The organism is Streptococcus milleri, assembly GCF_900636525.1.
Taxonomy (GTDB): Bacteria; Bacillota; Bacilli; order Lactobacillales; family Streptococcaceae; genus Streptococcus; species Streptococcus hominis.
In genome coordinates this window covers 1,163,546-1,184,898 of the sequence record NZ_LR134288.1, presented here as the reverse complement: position 1 = coordinate 1,184,898, position 21,353 = coordinate 1,163,546, and the positions used below count along the sequence as shown (strand labels likewise).

Annotated in this window: 25 protein-coding genes and 2 pseudogenes; all 27 read left to right on the top strand. The window is 37.7% G+C overall.

Annotated elements, in window-relative coordinates:
• Positions 1-142: 142 nt before the first annotated feature.
• The 27 genes and pseudogenes from EL087_RS05800 (at position 143) to EL087_RS05670 (ending at position 21,321) form a co-directional block, all read left to right on the top strand.
• Positions 143-1,306 (top strand): class I SAM-dependent rRNA methyltransferase, encoded by a 1,164-nt coding sequence (locus tag EL087_RS05800; protein WP_126407407.1) that lies wholly within the window; start codon positions 143-145, stop codon positions 1,304-1,306.
• Complete coding sequence (gene aroD / locus EL087_RS05795) at positions 1,303-1,980, top strand: type I 3-dehydroquinate dehydratase (protein WP_126407405.1); 678 nt, start codon at positions 1,303-1,305, stop codon at positions 1,978-1,980. Before EL087_RS05800 ends, aroD begins: the two co-directional genes overlap by 4 nt.
• Positions 1,970-2,824: a shikimate dehydrogenase gene (locus tag EL087_RS05790; protein WP_126407403.1), complete on the top strand. Its 855-nt coding sequence runs from the start codon at positions 1,970-1,972 to the stop codon at positions 2,822-2,824. Before aroD ends, EL087_RS05790 begins: the two co-directional genes overlap by 11 nt.
• 10 nt (positions 2,825-2,834) lie before the next feature.
• Positions 2,835-3,902: a 3-dehydroquinate synthase gene (aroB, locus tag EL087_RS05785; protein ID WP_126407401.1), complete on the top strand. Its 1,068-nt coding sequence runs from the start codon at positions 2,835-2,837 to the stop codon at positions 3,900-3,902.
• A gap of 33 nt (positions 3,903-3,935) precedes the next feature.
• On the top strand, positions 3,936-5,102 hold the full coding sequence (gene aroC, locus EL087_RS05780) for a chorismate synthase (RefSeq protein WP_126407399.1): 1,167 nt from the start codon (positions 3,936-3,938) through the stop codon (positions 5,100-5,102).
• Positions 5,102-5,938, top strand: coding sequence for a sulfite exporter TauE/SafE family protein (locus EL087_RS05775; RefSeq protein WP_126407397.1), 837 nt, complete (start codon positions 5,102-5,104; stop codon positions 5,936-5,938). Before aroC ends, EL087_RS05775 begins: the two co-directional genes overlap by 1 nt.
• Positions 5,935-6,315, top strand: a complete 381-nt coding sequence (locus EL087_RS05770; RefSeq protein ID WP_126407395.1) for a DUF1634 domain-containing protein — start codon at positions 5,935-5,937, stop codon at positions 6,313-6,315. The genes EL087_RS05775 and EL087_RS05770 overlap by 4 nt, the downstream gene beginning before the upstream one ends.
• 9 nt (positions 6,316-6,324) lie before the next feature.
• Positions 6,325-7,431: a prephenate dehydrogenase gene (locus EL087_RS05765; RefSeq protein WP_126407393.1), complete on the top strand. Its 1,107-nt coding sequence runs from the start codon at positions 6,325-6,327 to the stop codon at positions 7,429-7,431.
• A gap of 11 nt (positions 7,432-7,442) precedes the next feature.
• Complete coding sequence (locus EL087_RS05760) at positions 7,443-7,781, top strand: YlbF/YmcA family competence regulator (protein ID WP_003029032.1); 339 nt, start codon at positions 7,443-7,445, stop codon at positions 7,779-7,781.
• A gap of 214 nt (positions 7,782-7,995) precedes the next feature.
• Complete coding sequence (locus tag EL087_RS05755) at positions 7,996-8,910, top strand: L-lactate dehydrogenase (protein WP_126407391.1); 915 nt, start codon at positions 7,996-7,998, stop codon at positions 8,908-8,910.
• Between the two features lie 118 nt (positions 8,911-9,028).
• Positions 9,029-10,312, top strand: coding sequence for a 3-phosphoshikimate 1-carboxyvinyltransferase (aroA, locus tag EL087_RS05750; protein WP_126407389.1), 1,284 nt, complete (start codon positions 9,029-9,031; stop codon positions 10,310-10,312).
• Positions 10,305-10,781 carry a shikimate kinase gene (locus tag EL087_RS05745; protein WP_003043064.1) on the top strand — a complete coding sequence of 159 codons (477 nt, stop codon included), beginning with the start codon at positions 10,305-10,307 and terminating at the stop codon, positions 10,779-10,781. The genes aroA and EL087_RS05745 overlap by 8 nt, the downstream gene beginning before the upstream one ends.
• Complete coding sequence (gene pheA, locus EL087_RS05740) at positions 10,778-11,611, top strand: prephenate dehydratase (RefSeq protein ID WP_126407386.1); 834 nt, start codon at positions 10,778-10,780, stop codon at positions 11,609-11,611. The genes EL087_RS05745 and pheA overlap by 4 nt, the downstream gene beginning before the upstream one ends.
• 12 nt (positions 11,612-11,623) lie before the next feature.
• Positions 11,624-12,961: an LCP family protein gene (locus EL087_RS05735; RefSeq protein ID WP_126407384.1), complete on the top strand. Its 1,338-nt coding sequence runs from the start codon at positions 11,624-11,626 to the stop codon at positions 12,959-12,961.
• Between the two features lie 75 nt (positions 12,962-13,036).
• Positions 13,037-14,395, top strand: a complete 1,359-nt coding sequence (gene rlmD, locus EL087_RS05730; RefSeq protein ID WP_126407381.1) for a 23S rRNA (uracil(1939)-C(5))-methyltransferase RlmD — start codon at positions 13,037-13,039, stop codon at positions 14,393-14,395.
• Positions 14,365-14,556, top strand: coding sequence for a hypothetical protein (locus tag EL087_RS09480; RefSeq protein ID WP_026624728.1), 192 nt, complete (start codon positions 14,365-14,367; stop codon positions 14,554-14,556). The genes rlmD and EL087_RS09480 overlap by 31 nt, the downstream gene beginning before the upstream one ends.
• Before the next feature lie 3 nt (positions 14,557-14,559).
• Positions 14,560-14,841, top strand: coding sequence for a CD1845 family protein (locus EL087_RS05720; RefSeq protein ID WP_197716131.1), 282 nt, complete (start codon positions 14,560-14,562; stop codon positions 14,839-14,841).
• A gap of 88 nt (positions 14,842-14,929) precedes the next feature.
• Positions 14,930-15,709, top strand: a complete 780-nt coding sequence (locus tag EL087_RS05715) for a replication initiator protein A (protein ID WP_126407379.1) — start codon at positions 14,930-14,932, stop codon at positions 15,707-15,709.
• On the top strand, positions 15,706-16,557 hold the full coding sequence (locus EL087_RS05710; RefSeq protein WP_126407377.1) for an ATP-binding protein: 852 nt from the start codon (positions 15,706-15,708) through the stop codon (positions 16,555-16,557). The genes EL087_RS05715 and EL087_RS05710 overlap by 4 nt, the downstream gene beginning before the upstream one ends.
• Positions 16,554-17,039, top strand: coding sequence for a PcfB family protein (locus EL087_RS05705; protein WP_126407375.1), 486 nt, complete (start codon positions 16,554-16,556; stop codon positions 17,037-17,039). The genes EL087_RS05710 and EL087_RS05705 overlap by 4 nt, the downstream gene beginning before the upstream one ends.
• Positions 17,036-17,364: pseudogene (locus EL087_RS05700) on the top strand (type IV secretory system conjugative DNA transfer family protein); the annotation flags it as partial. The gene EL087_RS05705 and the pseudogene EL087_RS05700, both read left to right, overlap by 4 nt.
• A gap of 60 nt (positions 17,365-17,424) precedes the next feature.
• A complete protein-coding gene (locus EL087_RS05695) occupies positions 17,425-19,263 on the top strand; it encodes a recombinase family protein (protein ID WP_126407373.1) in 1,839 nt (612 codons plus the stop codon).
• Positions 19,264-19,343: 80 nt separating this feature from the next.
• The gene (locus tag EL087_RS05690) at positions 19,344-19,535 is read left to right on the top strand and encodes a transposon-encoded TnpW family protein (RefSeq protein WP_005541858.1); all 192 of its coding nucleotides are present in this window, start codon (positions 19,344-19,346) and stop codon (positions 19,533-19,535) included.
• Positions 19,536-19,631: 96 nt separating this feature from the next.
• The gene (locus EL087_RS05685; RefSeq protein WP_005541856.1) at positions 19,632-20,060 is read left to right on the top strand and encodes a VOC family protein; all 429 of its coding nucleotides are present in this window, start codon (positions 19,632-19,634) and stop codon (positions 20,058-20,060) included.
• Positions 20,061-20,080: 20 nt separating this feature from the next.
• Positions 20,081-20,400: pseudogene (locus tag EL087_RS05680) on the top strand (TfoX/Sxy family protein).
• 62 nt (positions 20,401-20,462) lie between these two features.
• A complete protein-coding gene (locus EL087_RS05675) occupies positions 20,463-20,834 on the top strand; it encodes an EXLDI protein (RefSeq protein WP_126407369.1) in 372 nt (123 codons plus the stop codon).
• Positions 20,835-21,003: 169 nt separating this feature from the next.
• Positions 21,004-21,321, top strand: coding sequence for a DUF3847 domain-containing protein (locus EL087_RS05670; protein ID WP_004804145.1), 318 nt, complete (start codon positions 21,004-21,006; stop codon positions 21,319-21,321).
• The last annotated feature ends 32 nt before the right edge of the window (positions 21,322-21,353 follow it).

Sequence of the window (21,353 nt, the reverse complement as noted above, 5' to 3'; positions counted from 1 at the left end):
TGCTAGATAAAAAACAGAGAAAGGATTTTTATCCATTGAGAATAAATAGAATTTTTACGTATGAACACATTTTTTGCAATCATTTTGTAATAAGTAGTACATTTTTTTGAGAAAATTCATAACATTTGATATAATAGAGCTTATGAAACAGCTTACGATTCCTTCTTATACTGAAGAAAACATAAAAAAAGGACGATTTGTTTTAGAAAAACAAGATTTTCCTTCACTTTCTTTTCATCATCAAGTTGTAGAATTGGTAAATGCAAAAGGAAATTTTGTAGGTATCGCATACTTATCAGCGCAAAACAAGGGTATCGGCTGGTTTATCTCACATAAGAAAGTAGTTTTTGATGTCTCGTTTTTCTGTCAGTTATTTCAGTGTGCGAAAGAAAAGCGACAAGTTTATCAACAATCAAAAGAGACAACAGCTTACCGCCTTTTTAATCAAGAAGGAGATGGTTTTGGTGGGTTGACAATAGATTTGTATCAAGAATATGCTGTTTTTTCTTGGTATAATCTCTTTGTTTACGAGATTAAAGATACTATTGTTCAAGCATTTCAGCAGGTTTTTCCAGAAGTTACAGGAGCGTATGAGAAAATTCGTTTTAAGGGTTTGAATGTTGAATCCGCTCATTTGTACGGGCAAGAAGCGCCAGCATTTTTCACGATTTTAGAAAATGGCGTTCGTTATAAAGTATTTTTAAATGATGGATTGATGACAGGAATTTTCCTTGATCAGCATGAGGTGCGTGGTAGCTTGGTAGACGGTCTAGCAGCTGGCAAGTCGCTGTTAAATATGTTTTCCTACACGGCAGCTTTTTCGGTTGCGGCAGCGATGGGAGGAGCCAGTCAGACGACCTCTGTTGATTTAGCAAAACGCAGTCGGGAGTTATCTGAAGCGCATTTTAGAGAGAATAATCTTGACTTAAGCAATCATACATTTTTGGTGATGGATGTATTTGACTACTTTAGATATGCTAAGAGACATGGTTTGACTTATGATGTAATTGTGTTAGATCCGCCGAGTTTTGCAAGAAATAAAAAACAAACTTTTTCTGTGGCGAAGGATTATCATAAATTAATTGCTCAGTCTTTAGAAATTTTAAATCCCCAAGGGATTATCATTGCTAGTACAAATGCTGCGAATGTTTCGCGTACTAAGTTTAAAAAAGAAATTGAAAAAGGTTTTGCAGGAATGAAGCACCGTTATTTGAAAGAATACGGTTTACCAGCAGATTTTACTTATAATAAAAAAGATGAAAGAAGTAATTACCTCAAGGTATTTACCATTAAGGTGAACAAATGAAATTAGTCGTATCAGTGATGCCGAAAAATTTAGAGGAAGCGCAGAATATTGATAGCTCGCGTTATGATGACGCGGACATTATTGAATGGCGTGCGGATTTTTTAGCAAAAGATGATATTCTTACCGTTGCACCTGCTATTTTTGAAAAATTTGCTGGTCGTGAATTGATTTTCACTTTGAGAACAATTGGCGAAGGTGGAAATATTGAATTGACGGATGATGAATATATTTCTACCATTAAGGAAATCTCAACGATTTATCAGCCAGACTATATTGATTTTGAATATTTTTCTCACAAAAATAGATTTGAGGAAATGTTGGATTTTCCAAATCTTGTTTTGAGCTATCATAATTTTAAAGAAACGCCTGAAAATATGATGGAAATTTTATCTGAATTGACCAGTTTGACACCAAAAGTGGTGAAAGTTTCTGTTATGGCACGTAGCGAGCAAGATGTGTTGGACTTGATGAACTATACGCGTGGTTTTAAAACCTTAAATCCAGATCAGGATTTTGTAATGATTTCCATGGGTCAAATTGGAAAGATTTCGCGGATAACAGCAGATTTGACAGGCTCGAGTTGGTCATTTGCAAGCTTGGATGAATCCAGTGCGCCAGGTCAAATTTCTCTTACTAATATGAAGCAAATTCAGGAGATTTTGAATGAAAATTGACGGCTATACTCGTTTAGCGGCAGTTGTCGCCAACCCAATCAAACACAGTATTTCTCCTTTTATCCATAATGCAGCGTTTGAGCAAACGGGCGTTAATGGAGTTTATGTGGCTTGGGAAATCTCACAGGATGACTTGAAAGCAACTGTTGAAAACACTTGCCGCTATAATATGTTTGGAATCAATTTGTCTATGCCTTATAAACAGGCTGTGATTCCTTTTTTAGATGAGCTCACGCCGGCTGCGCAGATGATTGGGGCGGTGAACACTGTCGTGAATCAAAATGGAAAATTGATTGGTTATAACACAGATGGCAAGGGATTTTTTATGAGCTTGCCTTCTTTTGTCGTCAAGGGTAAGAAAATGGTCATGCTTGGAGCTGGTGGGGCAGCGACAGCGATTATTGTGCAGGCTGCTTTAGATGGTGTTGATGAGATTTTTGTGTTTACGCGCCATTCTTCTTTTGAACGCGTTTCGCAGAAAATGAAGGAAATTCAGCAGAAGACTGCAGCGAAGATTTGGATATTACCTTTAGAAAATCAAGAATTATTGCAAGAAAAAATTAACATTTCTGCTTTATTGGTCAATGGGACTAGTTTAGGTATGGACGGTAAGGCTTTACCGATACCAAGCAGTATTCGTTTACCACATTCACTTCTTGTGGCAGATGTGATTTACCAGCCGTTTGAAACCCCATTTTTAAAATGGGCAAAAGGACAAGAAGTTGAAGTAGTGAATGGCTTGGGAATGTTGCTGTATCAAGCAGCAGAAGCATTCAAATTGTGGACAGGAAAAGAAATGCCAACTAAAGAAATTTGGCAGACATTGGAAAAAAAGTACAAATAAGGAGTTGCCTATGAAATTAAATGTGAATATCCCCAATCATCCTTACGATATTGTCATTGAAAAAGGGACTTTAGCTAAAGCTGGAGAATGGTTGGCAAGTTTATGGTCAGCTCAAAAGGTCGTTGTCATCACAGATAATCATGTGGCAAGTCTGTATGCTGAAACGGTTAAACGCAGCTTAGAAGTTGCTGGCTTTGAAGTGTTTGTATTTGATTTTCTGGAAGGGGAAGCTAGTAAAAATTTAACAACGGTCAATAAAGTTTATGAATTTCTCGCTAAAGTAGGGATGACCCGCAGTGATGGTATTGTTGCCTTGGGTGGCGGTGTGGTCGGTGATTTGGCTGGCTTTGCAGCTTCAACTTATATGCGAGGCGTTCATTTTGTACAGATACCGACGAGTTTGACGGCTCAGGTAGATTCTTCGATTGGTGGGAAAACAGGAGTCAATACGCCGTGGGCTAAGAACATGGTGGGTACTTTTACTCAGCCGGACGGAGTTCTGATTGACCCAGATGTTTTAAAAACTTTAGGACAACGTGAATTGATTGAAGGCATGGGAGAGGTCATCAAGTATGGTTTGATTGAGGACGTGGAGCTATGGCAGGAACTGTCTGACATGGATGGTAGTCCAGAATCCATTTTGGAGCATGCAGAAAGTATCATCTATCATTCTTGCAATGTCAAACGAAAGCTAGTAGTGGAAGACGAACTTGACAATGGTGTGCGCCTTTATCTAAATTTTGGACATACGATTGGTCATGCAGTGGAGGCGACTGCTGGTTATGGCAAAGTCATGCACGGAGAAGCCGTGGCTATTGGCATGGTTCAAGTAGCATACGTAGCAGAAAAAAAGGGGCTGATGCCTAAAGGAATTACCACAGATATTGAAAAAATGTGCTGTAAGTTTGGTCTTCCGACCGATTATCAACCTTGGCGACAAGAAGAGCTCTATCATGCCTTACTTCATGATAAGAAAGCTCGGGGCAAGACAATCAAATTAGTCATTGTTCCAGAATTAGGCAGGACTGCCATTCATCAGATTCCTTTAGAAGAGATGAAAGATTATTTAGAAAAGTAAGTGCTAAATAGCAACAACAGATGAGGTAATTAAATGAGATATTTAACTGCTGGGGAGTCACATGGACCGCGTTTGACAGCTATCATTGAAGGAGTACCAGCTGGGCTTCCTTTGACAGCTGACTATATCAATGCAGAGTTGAAACGCCGTCAGGGCGGATATGGTCGTGGAGCTCGTATGAAAATAGAGAGTGACAAAGTGGAAATTACTTCTGGTGTTCGGCATGGGCGAACCATGGGGGGACCGATTACACTCAATGTGACCAATCTAGATCATCAAAAATGGTTGGACATCATGAATGTAGCAGATGTGGATGACAAGAAAAAAGAGCTGCGCAAGATTACCAAACCTCGTCCGGGTCATGCAGATTTGGTCGGAGGTATGAAATATCGTTTTGATGATCTGCGTAATTCATTGGAGCGCTCTTCTGCGCGTGAAACGACCATGCGGGTGGCGGTGGGAGCAGTTGCTAAGCGTCTCTTAGAAGAAATCGGAGTTGAGGTGGCTAGTCATATCGTAACTTTCGGTGGCATTGACATTGAGATACCTGAAAATCTGACCATTTCTGAAATCAAGAAACGCGCTCGTCGGTCAGAAGTTTCAATTGTCAATTCAGAGCAAGAAGAAGAAATCAAAGCCTATATTGATCAGATAAAGAAAGATGGCGACACGATTGGTGGAATTGTTGAAACCGTTGTCGGTGGTGTGCCAGTTGGGCTTGGTTCCTATGTTCAATGGGATAGAAAACTAGATGCTAAAATTGCTCAAGGAGTGGTTTCTATCAATGCATTTAAAGGTGTGGAATTTGGAGTTGGTTTTGAAGCAGGGCGGCTTAAGGGCAGTCAAGTGATGGATGAAATAATCTGGTCTAAAGAGGATGGATTTACTCGTCGCACCAACAATTTGGGCGGTTTCGAGGGCGGTATGACCAACGGAGAACCTATTGTAGTGCGCGGAGTGATGAAGCCGATTCCAACTCTCTACAAGCCACTTATGAGCGTTGATATTGAGACACATGAGCCTTATAAGGCAACGGTGGAGCGAAGCGATCCGACAGCTCTTCCAGCTGCTGGTGTTGTTATGGAAGCTGTTGTTGCAACAGTGCTTGCAACTGAGGTTTTGGAGAAATTCTCTTCGGATAATCTGGAAGAATTAAAAGAAGCCGTTCAACAATACCGCAATTATGTGAAAGGATTTTAATGCTCACCTATATTTTTACAATGACTTTGGTCGGAATTTTTGCAGGAATTTTGGGAGCTTTGCTAGGACTTGGAGGTGGAATTGTTATTACGCCTGTGCTGACTCTTTTATTTGGGGTGGACATCAAGTATGCAGTCGGAGCTTCTATTATTGCGGTTTTAGCAACTAGTTCAGGTTCTGCGATTGCCTATCTCAAAGATGACATGCTCAATCTGCGCATTGCCATGTTTTTGGAAATTTTCACAACTTTAGGAGCTTTTGTAGGCGCTATGTTATCAGTAATAACAGATTCACAAGTCCTTTTCTTACTTTATGGCGCTCTCATGCTCTTTCAAGCATTTAATATGTACCAGAAGATTCATGACAAAAAGGACAATCAGAGTGTGAGTCACAATGATGCTATCGCAGAGAAATTAAATCTCGGTGGTGAATATTTTGACAAAGGTCTCAATCAAACAATCAAGTACCAGGTGACCCATGTCCCTGGTGGCTCTGTTGTCATGTTTTTTGCTGGTGTTATGTCGGCGCTTTTAGGAATTGGTGCGGGTGCTTTCAAAGTATTGGCCATGGATACTGTTATGAAAATGCCCTTAAAAGCTAGTTCAGCAACATCTAACTTTATGATGGGAGTGACAGGAACGGCTTCAGCTATCTTTTATCTTTTTGTAGGGCAAATCAATCCAGTATTGGTTACGCCAATCGCCTTAGGTGTTTTAGCAGGTTCTTTCATCGGAAGCCGCATCATGCCTTATGTGCCTGTAAAAGTATTGCGCTGGATTTTTCTAGTCGCTTTATTAGCTTTGGGTGTGCAGATGTTTATACGAGGTATGCAATGACAGATAAAATGCAAGAAGAAAAAGAGCAGCTAGATTTGGTCATGGGAAAAATTCTTCGCATAGGGATTTTTCTCTCCATTCTTTTTATGTTTATTGGCTTGGTTCTTTACCTTTTTAGTGGTCAGCAGGTCATTTCTTTAAAAAATTTGGAACAGTTTAATCCAGTTGCCTATGTAAAGAGTCATTCCATTTTTAATGCAGTAATGTTTATGTTGCTGGGGGCTTTTATGCTTATTTTGACACCGATTTTTCGAGTGATTTCAACATTTATCATTTTTGTCAAAACAAAAGATAAAATGTATACGATTTTCACAGCGATTGTTATGGTTATTATTTTAGTGTCGATTGTTCTGGGATTTATCGTTGAGCCAAAGTAAGGAGTAAGCATGGTAAAGAAAGTTATTTATATTGCGGGTCTTGGTTTGATTGGTTCTTCAATCGCACTTGGAATTCGACGTGATCATCCAGACTATACTATATTAGGTTACAATCGTGGAGAAGAATCCCGAAAAATTGCCCTTGAAAAAGGCATGGTAGATCAAGTGACCAATCAGTTTGCTGAATTTGCTCCTCTGGCAGATGTGATTATTCTTGCTGTCCCTATCAAGCAAACCATTGAGTTTATCAGGCAATTAGCAACTCTAGATTTGAAAAAAGATGTGATTATCTCAGATGCAGGCTCTACCAAAGCTGAAATTGTAGCTGCTGCTGAAGAAGCTCTAAAGGAAAAAACTATTCGATTTGTAGGTGCTCATCCGATGGCTGGTAGTCATAAGTCAGGTGCTAGTGCAGCAGATATAAATCTCTTTGAAAACGCCTATTATATTTTTACTCCGTCTCATTTGACGAAAGAAGGCACGATAGCAGAAATGAAGAATCTCTTATCTGGTCTGCATGCTCGCTTTATTGAGATTGATGCCAAAGAGCATGACCGGGTCACCAGCCAGATTAGTCATTTTCCGCATATTCTCGCTTCTAGTCTTATGGATCAAGCCGCTGCTTATATTCAACAGCACGAAATGACGCAGCATTTCGCTGCTGGGGGATTTCGTGATATGACACGGATTGCAGAAAGTGAACCGAGCATGTGGACTTCGATTTTATTGACAAATCCAGATGCCATTTTAGAGAGGATTGAAGATTTTAAGAAGCGATTGGATACTATTTCACTTGCTATTCAGAATAAAAATGAAGATGTGATTTGGAATTTCTTTCAGCATGGTCGCCAAGTGCGAAAAGCTATGGAAATTCATAAACGAGCAGGTGTGGATAGCTTTTATGACATTTTCATCAATGTTCCCGATGAAGAAGATGCTATTTTAGGAGTGTTGGAACTTCTAAGGGGAACATCCATTGTCAATATTCACATCAATGAAGAAAATCGCGAAGATATTAACGGAATTTTGCAAATCACCTTTAAAAATCGCGAAGATTTGGAAAAATCTGCTAAAATAATAAGAGAAAAGACACACTATCAAGTCTTTTTAGATTAAGGAGGAAAACTATGTCAAATATTTATGATTTAGCGAATGAATTAAGCCGTACTCTGCGTGACCTTCCTGAGTACAAAGCCGTTGTCGAAAGTAAAAAAGCAGTAGATGCTGATAGTGAAGCAAAGAACCTTTTAAAGGACTATCTAGCTTTCCAACAAGAACTGCAAGCTATGGCGCAATCAGGTCAAATGCCAACGCAAGAAGTGCAAGACAAGATGAAGTCGTTTGGGGATAAGATTCAAGGCAATCCTGCCCTGACTGAATTTTTCAATAAACAACAACAATTGTCTATTTACTTGGCTGATATTGAACGCATCATTTTTGATCCAGTTCAAGAATTGTTGAAATAAGGTTATGATTCAAGCTGATTCAAGATTTTGGTCAGCTTTTTATGTGCATGAAATCCATAGGAGAAGAAAGGATTCAACAAATTAGCGAGAATTTTCTGAATATTTCCACTAAATACTTGTTTTTTACTAATTTCTGAGTATAATGAAATGTATCAACTAGACAGATTTTCAGTTTAATGGTGAAGCTGAACGGTGTATTTTATGGAGGTGCTTTATGTCACGTAAAATTGCGATTATTGGTATGGGAAATGTTGGTGCCGCAGTCGCGCATGGTCTGATTGCGCAAGGAGCCTTTGATGATTATGTGTTGATTGATAAAAATGAAGCGAAAGTCAAAGCAGATGCACTTGACTTTCAGGATGCCGCAGCAAATTTGAATCATCACGCAAATATTATTGTTAATGATTATCAGGCGTTGGCAGATGCGGATGTGGTGGTGTCAGCACTGGGCAATATCAAATTACAAGATAACCCCAACGCCGATCGATTTGCTGAATTACCCTTTACATCCAAGGAAGTTCCTTTTGTCGCTGAACAATTGAAAAAAGTTGGATTTAAAGGGATTATCATTGTTATTAGTAATCCAGTAGATGTCATTACTAGTCTTTATCAACACTATACTGGTCTGCCTAAAGATCGTGTTATTGGAACGGGAACGCTACTGGACACAGCTCGTATGAAACGTGCAGTTGGTGTTCGCTTTGGTGTCGATCCTCGAAGTGTTTATGGCTACAATCTTGGAGAACATGGGAATTCTCAATTTACAGCTTGGAGCCAAGTACGGATAAAAGGGCAACCGATTTCTACATTTGCTTCGGTCGAGGAGTTGGATGAAATTGCTCTAGAAGCCCTTAAAGGAGGGCATACCGTCTTTTATGGCAAAAAATACACATCTTATGGTATTGCGAGCGCAGCTATCCGTTTAGCAGTAGCTCTTGTATCAGATTCACATGAAGAATTGCCAGTATCAAATTATTATCAGCCATTAGACACCTACCTGAGTTATCCAGCGATTGTAGGACGTGAGGGAATTCTTGAGCAAGTCAAACTTAGTTTAACGGAAAAAGAGGAAGAAAAATTAGCGTATTCTGCACAATTCATCAAGCAAAAATTTGCAGAAAGTTTATAATTTTAAGAGGGTGAGGAAAAGCTGAATTCAACGAAATGAAGCTTTTTCCCCGCTCTCTTTTGTTTCCCTCCTTTTTTTATGGTACAATATGTAAAAAGAATCAGGTATGAGGTTTTCTATGCAGTTACGTACAAATGCAAAGGGGTTAGCTGGTTGCATTCGTGTGCCAGGTGATAAGTCTATTAGTCATCGATCGATTATGTTTGGTAGTTTGGCCAAGGGAGTGACAACGGTTCACGATATTTTGCGTGGTGAAGACGTCTTATCCACCATGAAAGTTTTTCGTGATTTAGGTGTTCAAATTGAAGATGACGGCAATGTAGTAACGATTCATGGAGTGGGTTTTGCTGGTTTTCAAGCGCCGACAAACAAACTGAATATGGGAAATTCTGGAACCTCCATTCGCTTGATTTCAGGTGTATTAGCTGGGCAAGATTTTGCGGTGGAAATGTTTGGCGATGATAGTTTATCTAAACGTCCTATGGATCGCATAACGATTCCTCTTCGTCAAATGGGGGTGCAAATCGCTGGACGAACCAATCGTGATTTGCCGCCGCTCACCATTCATGGGAATAAGAACTTACAGCCCATTCATTATACCTTGCCTGTGGCATCTGCTCAGGTTAAATCTGCTTTGATATTTGCGGCTTTACAAGCTCAAGGCGAGTCTGTCATTGTGGAAAAAGAAATGACCCGCAATCATACAGAAGATATGATTAAACAATTTGGCGGTCAGATTTCTGTCAATGGAAAGGAAATCCGCATTCAAGGCGGCCAAGAGTTTACTGGACAGAATGTGCTGGTGCCAGGAGATATTTCTGGTGCGGCTTTCTGGATAGTAGCAGGACTTATCATTCCCAATTCTAAGATTATTTTGGAAAATGTTGGTATCAATGAAACACGGACTGGCATTTTGGATGTTGTCAAGGCTATGGGTGGAAATATAAACTTGTCCAATATAGACAGAGTTGCTAAGTCCGCTACCATAACGATAGAGACGTCTGAATTAGTTGGCACAGAAATTGGCGGAGAAATTATTCCACGTTTAATTGATGAATTGCCAATCATTGCACTTCTGGCTACTCAATCTAAGGGGCAAACGGTGATTCGTGATGCAGAGGAACTAAAAGTAAAAGAAACAGACCGTATCCAAGTTGTGGCAGATGCACTAAATAGCATGGGGGCTGATATTACTCCGACAGAAGACGGCATGATTATCAAAGGGAAAACGTCTCTTCACGGTGCTAAAGTTCATACATTTGGTGACCACCGAATTGGCATGATGACGGCTATTGCAGCTCTTTTGGTGAACGACGGTCAAGTCGAGTTGGTGCGCGCCGAAGCTATCAATACGAGCTATCCCAATTTCTTTGCTGATTTGGAGGACTTACTTCATGGCTAAGATTTTGATTGGTTTCATGGGGGCTGGGAAAACAACGATTGCTAGCTTGCTAGATGAAAATTTTATCGATATGGATGAGCTTTTGTCAGAGAAACTGGAAATGCCGATTAAAGAATATTTTGAGCAGTATGGCGAAGCAGCTTTTCGGCAAAAAGAAAGTGAATTATTAAAAGAATTGCTACAGTCAGAACAAGTCATCTCAACCGGTGGTGGCATCATCAGTAATGCTCAAAATCGCGAGTTGTTAAAGCAGAACGCTGAAAATATTTATTTAAAAACAGATTTTGAAACGCTTTATCAGCGTCTTGAAGAGGATCAGGCTCACCAGCGCCCACTTTATTTGAACAATAGCAAAGCTGATTTGAAAAATCTTTTCGATCAACGTCAGGCTTGGTATGAAGAAGTGGCTACAAAAATTATTGATGTGACCACTTTGACGCCTAAACAAATCGTGGAGGTGTTGCAATGAAAGTTGGATTTTTAGGTCCGAAAGGTTCTTTTTCTCATCATGTGGCGCAAGAAGCATTTCCAACAGATACATTGGTGGCTTTTGAAAATATCACGGAAGTTGTCAAAGCCTACGAGACAGGCGAAGTGGATTATTCTGTAGTGCCAGTTGAAAATTCAATTGAAGGAAGCGTTCATGAAACATTGGACTACCTTTTTCATCAAGCAGCCATTCATGCTGTGGCAGAAATCGTCCAGCCAATCAAACAACAATTATTGGCAACGGCAGCTGATAAGCCAGTAGAAAAAATCTTTTCTCATCCGCAGGCAATTGCGCAGGGGAAAAAATATGTTCGCCAACATTATCCACAAGCTAAAATCGAAATAACAGCTAGCACAGCTTATGCGGCTCGTTTTGTGGCTCAGCATCCAGAAGAAAATTATGCAGCCATTGCGCCAAGGAGTGCAGCTAGTGAATACGGTCTGCAGATTATTGCAGAGAATATTCAAGAAATGGCTGAGAATTTCACCCGTTTTTGGTTGCTGGGACAGTCGATTCCGGTTTTGCCATTGTATCCGAAGGAAAAGAAAATAACGCTTGCTTTGACTTTGCCAGACAATTTGCCCGGTGCTTTATACAAAGCTCTTGCAACTTTTGCTTGGCGGGGAATTGACTTGACAAAGATTGAAAGTCGCCCGTTGAAGACCGCTTTGGGAGAATATTTTTTCATTCTGGACATCAATAATGAAAAAAAGGATTTAGTGTCATTTGCGATGAAAGAGTTAGAAGCGATTGGCATTACTTATAAAATTTTAGGAAATTATACCATTTATACTATTTCAGAACAGTAGATTGGAGCAATCATGGGTAAAAAATCAGATAATCTCAGCCACCATGAGCAGTTGAGACTGGACTATCTTTACAAAAATATCCATTATTTAAATGAACGCGAGAAAAAAGAATATCAATATCTTCTGAGAAAGCAAGAAGGAGACCAAAGAGTAGAGTTAGCTCGTGAATCGAGAGGGACCTTTTCTGACCAACAAGTACCTGAGAATTTTGGTTACACCGAACAGGGACTCCCTCAATATCCAGAGAGAAGTCGCCGTAATAAACGAGCTAAATCAGAGCACATACCAACTAATGTGGCTGAAAGTGTTGTAGAAAATATACCCAAGCCTAAAAAGGAAAAACGGCATAGAAAAATACGTGTGAAGCGGATTCTAGCTTGGCTTGCTTTAATTTTGGTTCTCATTGTAGGGGGCATGTTGTTCATGTTTATAAAAGGCTTGAACACTTCAAAAAGCAATCCAAATGCCAAAGCTGCCCAAACAGAAGTCTTTAATGGAAAAGATACCAAAGACGGTGTGAATATTCTCATTTTGGGAACAGATGGACGAATTGGACAATCTTCTTCTGAAACGCGGACAGATTCGATTATGGTCTTAAATGTCGGTGGAAAAAATAAAAAAATGAAACTCGTCAGTTTCATGAGAGACACGCTCGTTCACATTGATGGAGTGAGTCAAGGTTCTGGTTATGATCAAAAGTTAAATGTAGCATATGCCATTGGAGAGCAAAATAACAATCAAGGCGCTGAATTAGTACGTCAAGTGCTGAAAGACAATTTTGATATTGACATTAAGTATTATGCGTTGGTTGACTTTTCGACCTTTGCGACAGCTATCGATACTCTTTTCCCAAATGGTGTTGAAATGAATGCGAATTTTTCAACTATCAATGGTGAAAAAGTGAGTGAAGTACAGGTGCCGGACGACCTCAATATGAAAGACGGCGTGGTTCCAGAGCAGACGATTAAGGTTGGCAAACAGCGAATGGACGGTCGTACGCTTTTAAATTATGCGCGTTTCCGTAAGGATGATGAGGGAGATTTTGGACGTACACGTCGCCAGCAAGAGGTGATGAGCGCGATTATTCAGCAAATCAAAGACCCAACGAAGCTTTTTACAGGCTCTGAAGCGCTTGGCAAAGTATTTGCTTTAACCTCGACCAACGTTCCGTATAGTTTTTTACTAACGCACGGCTTGTCTTCTCTTACTAATGCTCGTAATGGTGTTGAAAAGGTGACCATTCCTGAAAATGGAGATTGGATAGATGCCTATGATATGTATGGCGGTCAAGGACTGTTAGTTGATTTTGAAGCCTATAAAGAAAAATTGGTACAACTTGGACTCAGATAAATGATAGAATAGAAAGTGATGATTCTGTCGCTTTCTTTTTTTGGGAAATGGCAGAGCTGATAGAAAGAGAAATATATGTTAAAAAAGAATGATGTGATAGAAGTTGAAATTGTGGATTTGAGCCATGACGGTGCAGGAGTAGCTAAGGCAGAGGGGCTGGTTTTCTTTGTAGAGAATGCTCTGCCTACGGAACGTATCCGTATGCGCATACTGAAAGTCAATAAAAAAATTGGTTTTGGCAAGGTAGAAGCCTATCTGACGAAATCCCCTTATCGAAACGAAGATGTTGATGTGGCTTATCTGAGGACAGGTATTGCTGACCTTGGGCATCTAAAATATAGTGAGCAATTGAAATTTAAAACCAAGAAAGTTAGAGATAGTCTTTACAAGATTGCTGGAATTGCAGATATCGAAGTGGCACCAACCCTTGGTATGGGGCACCCACTACATTATCGAAACAAAGCGCAGGTTCCTGTTCGCCGTGTCAATGGACAGCTAGAAACGGGATTTTTCCGAAAAAATTCGCACGATTTAATGCCAATTGAGGATTTTTATATTCAGGATTCAGTCATTGACCAAGTCGTTTTGGCAGTGCGGGATTTGCTGCGTCGTTTTGACCTGAAACCTTACGATGAGAAAGAGCAATCTGGTCTGATTCGTAATATTGTGGTTCGTCGTGGACATTACTCTGGTGAAATAATGGTTATTTTAGTGACAACTCGTCCCAAGATTTTCCGTGTAAATCAGTTAATTGAACAGTTAGTTGTGCGATTTCCGAATATTAAATCTATCATGCAAAATATTAACGACCGGCCAAGTAATGCGATTTTTGGGAAGGAATTTCATGTACTGTATGGACAAGATTATATTACTGACCGCATGCTGGATAATGACTTTCAAATTGCTGCCCCAGCATTTTACCAAGTCAATACAGAGATGGCAGAGAAACTGTATCAAACGGCGATTGATTTCGCTGAGTTGAGTACAGAGGATATTGTAGTGGATGCCTATTCGGGAATTGGCACCATTGGATTGTCAGTTGCGAAACACATCAAAGAAGTCTATGGCGTGGAGGTTATCCCTCAAGCAGTTGAAAATAGCAAAAAGAATGCTGAGCTAAACAGTATTAGCAATGCCCATTATGTTTGTGATTCAGCAGAGAATGCTATCAAAAAATGGCTAAATCAAGGTATAAAACCTAGTGTCATCATGGTTGATCCGCCACGTAAAGGCTTGACTGAAAGTTTTATCAAATCAAGTGTCAGCATGAATCCAAAGAAAATCATCTATATATCTTGTAATGTAGCCACTATGGCGCGTGACATCAAGCTCTATCAAGAACTAGGCTATAAACTCACAAAAGTTCAGCCCGTGGATTTATTTCCAATGACACATCATGTGGAGTGCATAGCGTTGATACAAAGAGTGAAATAGTAAAAATCCTGCATTTTAAGCAGTTTTACAAGCATTATGTCTTTAATGAAGATGGCGATGGAGGACGAAAAAAAGTCCTGAAAAATTATATTGATGTTTATGTTTGTATTGATATGGTGTGTGGAGATACAAAGAATAATTTTGAAAGTGAGGACGAATAAATGATAAGGTGGATAATAAAAATAATCTTATTTCCAATCAGCTTGCTGCTTAGTGTTCTTACTGCATTTCTGACATTCCTGCTTGGTATCGGAACAGCCTTACTGTATTTGCTGATGATGTTTTGCATATTTGGAGCAATAGCATCTTTTTTACAAAAAGAAGTTACCATTGGAATAGAGGCATTGATTATCGGATTTTTAGTTAGTCCTTACGGAATACCTATGGTTGGGGCAACAGTTATAGCCTTCCTTAAAGGCATAAACGAAGCAATAAAATCAATATAAATAAATTCATAAAAAAGGTTACTAAAGGCGATAGAGAAAAACTATCGTCTTTTTCTTTTCAAAATTTTGATAGAAGGGAGGTAGTGCAATGGACTTTGACTATTTCTATAACAGAGAAGTAGAAAGATTTAACTTTCTAAAAGTACCTGAAATATTGGTAGACGGAGAAGAATTTAAGGGACTGTCTGCTGAAGCAATTATCCTTTATTCTATGCTTTTGAAACGAACAGGAATGTCATTTAAGAATAATTGGGTGGACAAGGAAGGCAGAGTATTTATCTATTTCACAGTCGAAGAAATTATGAGAAGAAGAAATATCTCAAAGCCGACAGCTATAAAAACATTAGATGAACTCGATATGAAAAAAGGAATCGGACTGATTGAAAGAGTAAGGCTTGGGCTTGGTAAGCCGAATGTCATATATGTTAAAGACTTTATGAGCATATTAGCGGTAAAAGAAAATGACTTTCAGAAGTCAAAAAACTTAACTTCAGAAGTAAAAGATTTTAACCTCAGAAGTAAAGAAAATGAACTTCAGGAAGTTCAAAATCTTGACTCTAACTATATAGAGAATAATAAGAGTAAGTATAGTAAGAGAGAATATAGTTTTAGCGAAAACGGGCTTGGAACATTTCAAAATGTGTTTTTAACTGCTGAAGATATATCAGACTTACAAATCATAATGAACTCACAGCTTGATAATTACATTGAAAGACTATCAGCATATATCAAAAGCACCGGAAAGACCTATAAAGACCATAAAGCGACAATCCTTTCTTGGTTTTATAAAGATCAGGGAAGAAGTAAAGAAGTGAAAACATCAAATATCCCGACATGGGAAGAATATGATAAAGGAGAACACCTATGATGAAAGAATTAGAAAAAGTAATGATAGAAGATGTAGAGTATTCTTACGATCCTGAAAAAGAATATATCAAGGACGGACACGCATTTTGTAAAGTTTGCCATGAAAGAAAAGACGGAAAAGTGATGGAGTTTTTTGATAACAAGATGATATTTAAGATTTCTTGCAAATGCGATAGAGATAGAGAGGCAAGAGAAAAAGAAAGACAAAAGCAGATGGAGATTGAACGATTAAAGAGTAGCTGCTTTAACTCGATTATTCAGTGGTCATACACATTTGAAAATTATCAGGGAGAAGAAAATCAAAGCCTTATCATTGCAAAGAACTTTGTAAAAGACTATGAGGAAATGAAAAAAGAAAATATCGGACTTCTTTTTTATGGCTCAGTAGGTAGCGGAAAGACCTATCTTGCCTGCTCCATTGCAAATAGCCTTATTGAACAGTATCAAATAGGCGTTAAAATAAGAAATTTTGCACAGATTATCAATGAGCTGCAAAAGGGAGGATTTGATTTTGACAAGAACGCATATATTGAATCCCTTGTAAAGACTTCCGTTCTTATCTTGGATGACTTAGGAATAGAAAGAGATACAAGCTATGCCAAAGAGCAAGTATATAACATCGTGAATAACAGGTACTTAAAACAGAAACCGACTATCTTTACCACTAACCTTTCCTACGACACAATTGTAAATTGTACAGAAAGTGTGGAGTATCAGAGGATTTATTCACGAATTATAGAGATGTGTATTCCTGTTATGGTTGTAGGAGAAGATTTTAGAAAGGTTATTCAAAAGGACAAACTGAATCGAAATAAGGACAGACTGCTGAATGGAGGTGAGAGAAGTTGATCAATGAAGAAATAGCAAGAAAAACACTGAATATGGAAGTTAGAGCTGCTAAAGTAACAGGAAAACTAATTCTGAACTTATTAAAGAAACTGATGAAAGAGGCAGAGAAACTCGGAGGACTTGAAAAGCTCGTTAGTAGCAAAGGCAATGAAGTAAAGCTCAAGGATATGGTAAAGAAAGGTCAGCTTGAAGAAATCCCGGTTGAAGAAGCAGAGCTTAAGGAACTGAAAAAAGAACTTAATCGGTATGGGGTAAAGTTTTCAGTAATGAAAGATAAGGAAAGTGGGAAATACTCAGTATTCTTTCAAGCTAAAGATATGAAGGTTATGGACAAAGCATTTAAGCATGCCCTTTCAGAATCAGAAAAGAAAACGGAAAGGAAGGAGTCCATTCATAAGAATATTGAGAAGTTCAAAGAAATGGCAAAGAACTCTGTTTCAAAGGATAAAGTCAAGAATAAACAAAAGGAGCAGAGCCTATGATAGATAAGATATTAAAGGAAATAAAAGGCTTATTTAAGGTGCAGGATAAGGCGAAATTTGCAAAGGAAAACATTCCCTATCTTGCATTTTCTATTTAGGAAACATCTTTTCCCATCATGTAAGAAGCTATGTTGGAGGAGATGTGATAGATAAAATATTTCAGGGAATATTGGAGCTTAACACAATGAGCTTTCTTCCTAGTATTCATCCGGCGGATATTTTAATAGGTATAGGAGTGGCTGCTTTAATCAAATTCATTGTCTATACAAAAGGGAAAAACGCTAAAAAGTTTAGGCAGGGAAAAGAGTATGGATCGGCAAGATGGGTTGCATAATATTAACTGAACAGGAGTGATATATAGACACGAGAAAAGGAGGATAATGCCATGATAGAATATCATAACAAAATCACAGCACTATACTCCCGCCTTTCAGTTGGTGATGAAGATAGAGACGGTGGCGAGAGTAATAGTATTGTCAATCAAAAAGCATTTTTAGAAAGATATGCAAGAGAAAAAAAGCTGATAAACATTCGCCACTATATCGACGATGATGAAAGCGGTAGGTTCTTTGACCGTTCAGCCTATACACAGATGATAAGCGATGTAGAACAAGGTAAAATCGGAATTGTCATCATGAAAGATATGACAAGGTGGGGAAGAGATTATCTTCAAGTCGGTAATGCGATGGAGATATTTAGAAGAAACAATGTACGCTTTATCGCCATCAACAACGGCATAGATAGCATTGACCAAAACACATTGGAATTTGCCCCATTTATCAACATCATGTCAGAGTGGTATGCAAGAGACATCAGCAAGAAAGTAAAAACAGGAATTAAGACCAAAGGAGCAGACGGAAAGCCTGTCGCAACAGAAGCCCCATACGGTTATATAAAAGACCCTGAGGATAAAGATTATTGGATAGTCGATAAAGAAGCTGCTGAAGTCGTAAAACTCATTTTTAGGCTATTTATGGAGGGAAAAAACAGAAATCAGATAGCCGTTTATCTGAAAGAAAAAGAAATACTAACCCCAACCTTTTATATGAAACAGCAAAACAGAGGAACAGCCAAAAGCAAACCTCTCAATGAAGAAAATCGCTATAACTGGAACAAAGCAACCATAACACGCATACTGAAAAGACAAGAGTATTGTGGCGATGTAGTCAACTTCAAGACCGAAAAGCATTACAGAGATAAGAGAAACCATTATGTAAATAAAAGCAAATGGCAAATAACAGAAAATGTCCATGAGCCGATAATAGATAGAACTACCTTTGAAAATGTAGAGCGTATGTTAAAAAACGCACCTGTAAAAAGACCAAACGGAGATGGAGAAATTCACGCATTATCAGGACTGATGTACTGTAAAGATTGCGGAACAAAAATGCACATTCGCACCATACACAAAAACGGAAAAGTACAGCATGTAACCTATTGTAGTGAATATGCCAAAGGAAAAGCAAAGCACCCTAAATGCAACTCCCCACATCGTATTGATGTAGATGAAGTTATGGAAAACATCGCAGAAGTCTTACGAAAGATAGCACAGTATTCTTTGGAAAATAAAGCAGAGTTTGAAAAACTTGTAAAAGAAAGTCTGTATAAAGAGCAGACCGAGGAAGTCAAGAAAAATCAAAAGCGTATGCCCCAAATCACAGACCGAATGGAACAGATAGAAAGAGTGATGAATAAGCTCTATGAAGATAATGCACTTGGAAATATGGATACAGAACGCTATGAACAGTTATCAAGAAAGTATGCAGAAGAATACTACACCTTAAAAGCAGAAAAAGAAGAAATCAAAGAACGCTTATCCGAATGCGAAAATGCAAATCAAAGAGCAAAGAAATTTATCAGACTTGCAGAAAGCTATTCCAACTTTGAAGAACTTACCCCAACCATTATCAATGAGTTTATCAGTAAAATCGTAGTGCATGACAGAGATGTAAAAAGAGCAAAATATGTTGTTCAGCGAATAGAGGTTTATTTTAACTATATCGGAAAATTTGAAAATGAACTTACAAAACAGATAGAGCCGACAGAACAAGAAATGATACAGATGAGGGAAGAAATCGAAGAAGCAAAGAGAGAAAAATCACGAGCTTATCATAGGGCATATTCTAAAGAGTATCGAGCCAAAAACATCGAAAAATGTCGAGAGTATGAGAAATTAAAAGCAAGAGAATATCGAGCAAAAAAGAAATTACAGGCAACAACCTAAAACTAAATATCAACCAATCGCAAAAGAGGTTTCCTAATTACAGGAAATCTTTTTTTGTGCAAGTCGAAAGGAGGAACTAAATGGCAGAAAATGAGAAAACAGATATTAAAGAAATACAGGCAGAACAACAAGCACTCCACCTAAAGCCTGACGGTATTCTAACAAAAAAGATAAATGGAAAAACCTTTGTAACAGAGATATATTTTGATAAAAAGAGTAAAGAGACATTTCAAGATAAGCTGTTCAAAGTAATATATTCAAAGGGCAAATAGTAGTGAGTAGGGAAATCTGGCAGTAGAAAAAATACCTAAAAAATGCTATAATATCAATAACTATTAAGAGAGAAATAACGAATTAAGGAGGTAACAATGAACAAAATTACTTGTATTTGTTTAGGTGTTAAAGATATGGAAAAGTCAATCAAGTTTTATAGAGATGGTTTAGGATATAAGACTGATTGCAAAGAAAATAATCCGGCGGTATGTTTTTTTGATACTCCGGGAACAAAGTTCGAACTATTTCCTTTGGAACAATTAGCAAAAGACATTGATGAAAATAATCCGCCAAAAAGAAATGGATTTTTCGGAATTACATTAGCTTACAATGTTGAACATAAAGAAGATGTTAATAGTGTAATTGACTTAGTACGCAATATTGGTGGAACCATTGTAAAAGAACCGCAAGATACCTTTTGGGGTGGATATCACGCATATTTTTCGGATTTAGATGGATATTATTGGGAAGTTGCATGGGGTCCAAATTTCAAGTTTGATGAAAATGGACTATTGAAATTTTAGTAATTAAGGGAGATAGAAAAATGGCTTCAAGTAAAAATATTTAGATTTCATTTTAGAACAACTATCCGAGTTGGAAGAAATAACATATAGATCAATGATGGGCGAATATATTGTTTATTATCGCGGAAAAATTGTTGGTGGAATTTATGATGATAGGTTTTTAGTGAAGCCTGTTAAATCTGCAATAGCATATATGCCAAATGCAAAGTATGAGTTACCATATGATGGAGCAAAGGAAATGCTATTGGTAGATGATGTTGACAACAAAGAATATTTAACAGGGTTATTCAATTCTATGTATAAAGAATTACCGGCAATAAAAACTAAAAAGAAAAAATGAACGGTAAATCAAAGCGGTATAATATTTTTCTGTATAGGCAACAAGTTTAAGGAGAAAAGATTATGGATTATAAAGAAATAAAGCTTAATGTTTCAAATAATAAAATTAAAGAATATAAGCAATTTGAGGGCTTAAAATTATATTCTGATATTTTTAAATCTGAAGATGAAAAGGTATTGATTAACAAAAGGGTATATGTTACAAAAAAACAGAATTATGTTTATTACGAAAGAACAGATGTAAATTGGAATTATTGGTCAAGCGAAAGAAATTATAATTCAACATTTAATCCGGAGGATGATAGTAAACACAACATTATATTTGAAGTTTCATCAGAATTAAGCGATTTTATTAAATATTTGGGAGAAGAAATAATTCGGAAGATTGAATTGAAACAGCACAATGGAGAAATTGTTGAGATATTAGATATTTGATTGTGTTATGAAGAATGAAGCATTGACTGAAAATATAATATCTACTCAAGCACGTAAAATTCCTATTTTTAGTAATATCAATTAAATAAAAAATAGTATAAAAACAGTAAATCAAAAAAGGTTTACTGTTTTTTTATTTGCTAAAAATAGAAAGAGAGGAAACGAGAAAATGAAAAACATTGAAGAAAAAATCTTAATGGCAGATGAAGAAATCAAGCAGTTACAAAATAAAAGAAAAAAACTCATCAGTCAACAGAAACAGGAAGAAAGAAAAAAGAGAGATAAAAGGATATATGAAAAAGGAGCAGTCTTTGAAAGTATCTTTATAGAAAGTAAAAATCTAACCAAAGATGAATTTTATCAGTTGATTACATCTTTAATTCGTAAGGAAGAAGCAAATCTCAAAATACAAAAAATTATAGAAAGCAGAGAAGAAACAGAAGTAGAGAATGCAGAAAAAGAAGATGAAGAAACGGAGATAGAGTAATAGTCCCTTGTTTACAAGGGCGCACTTATACA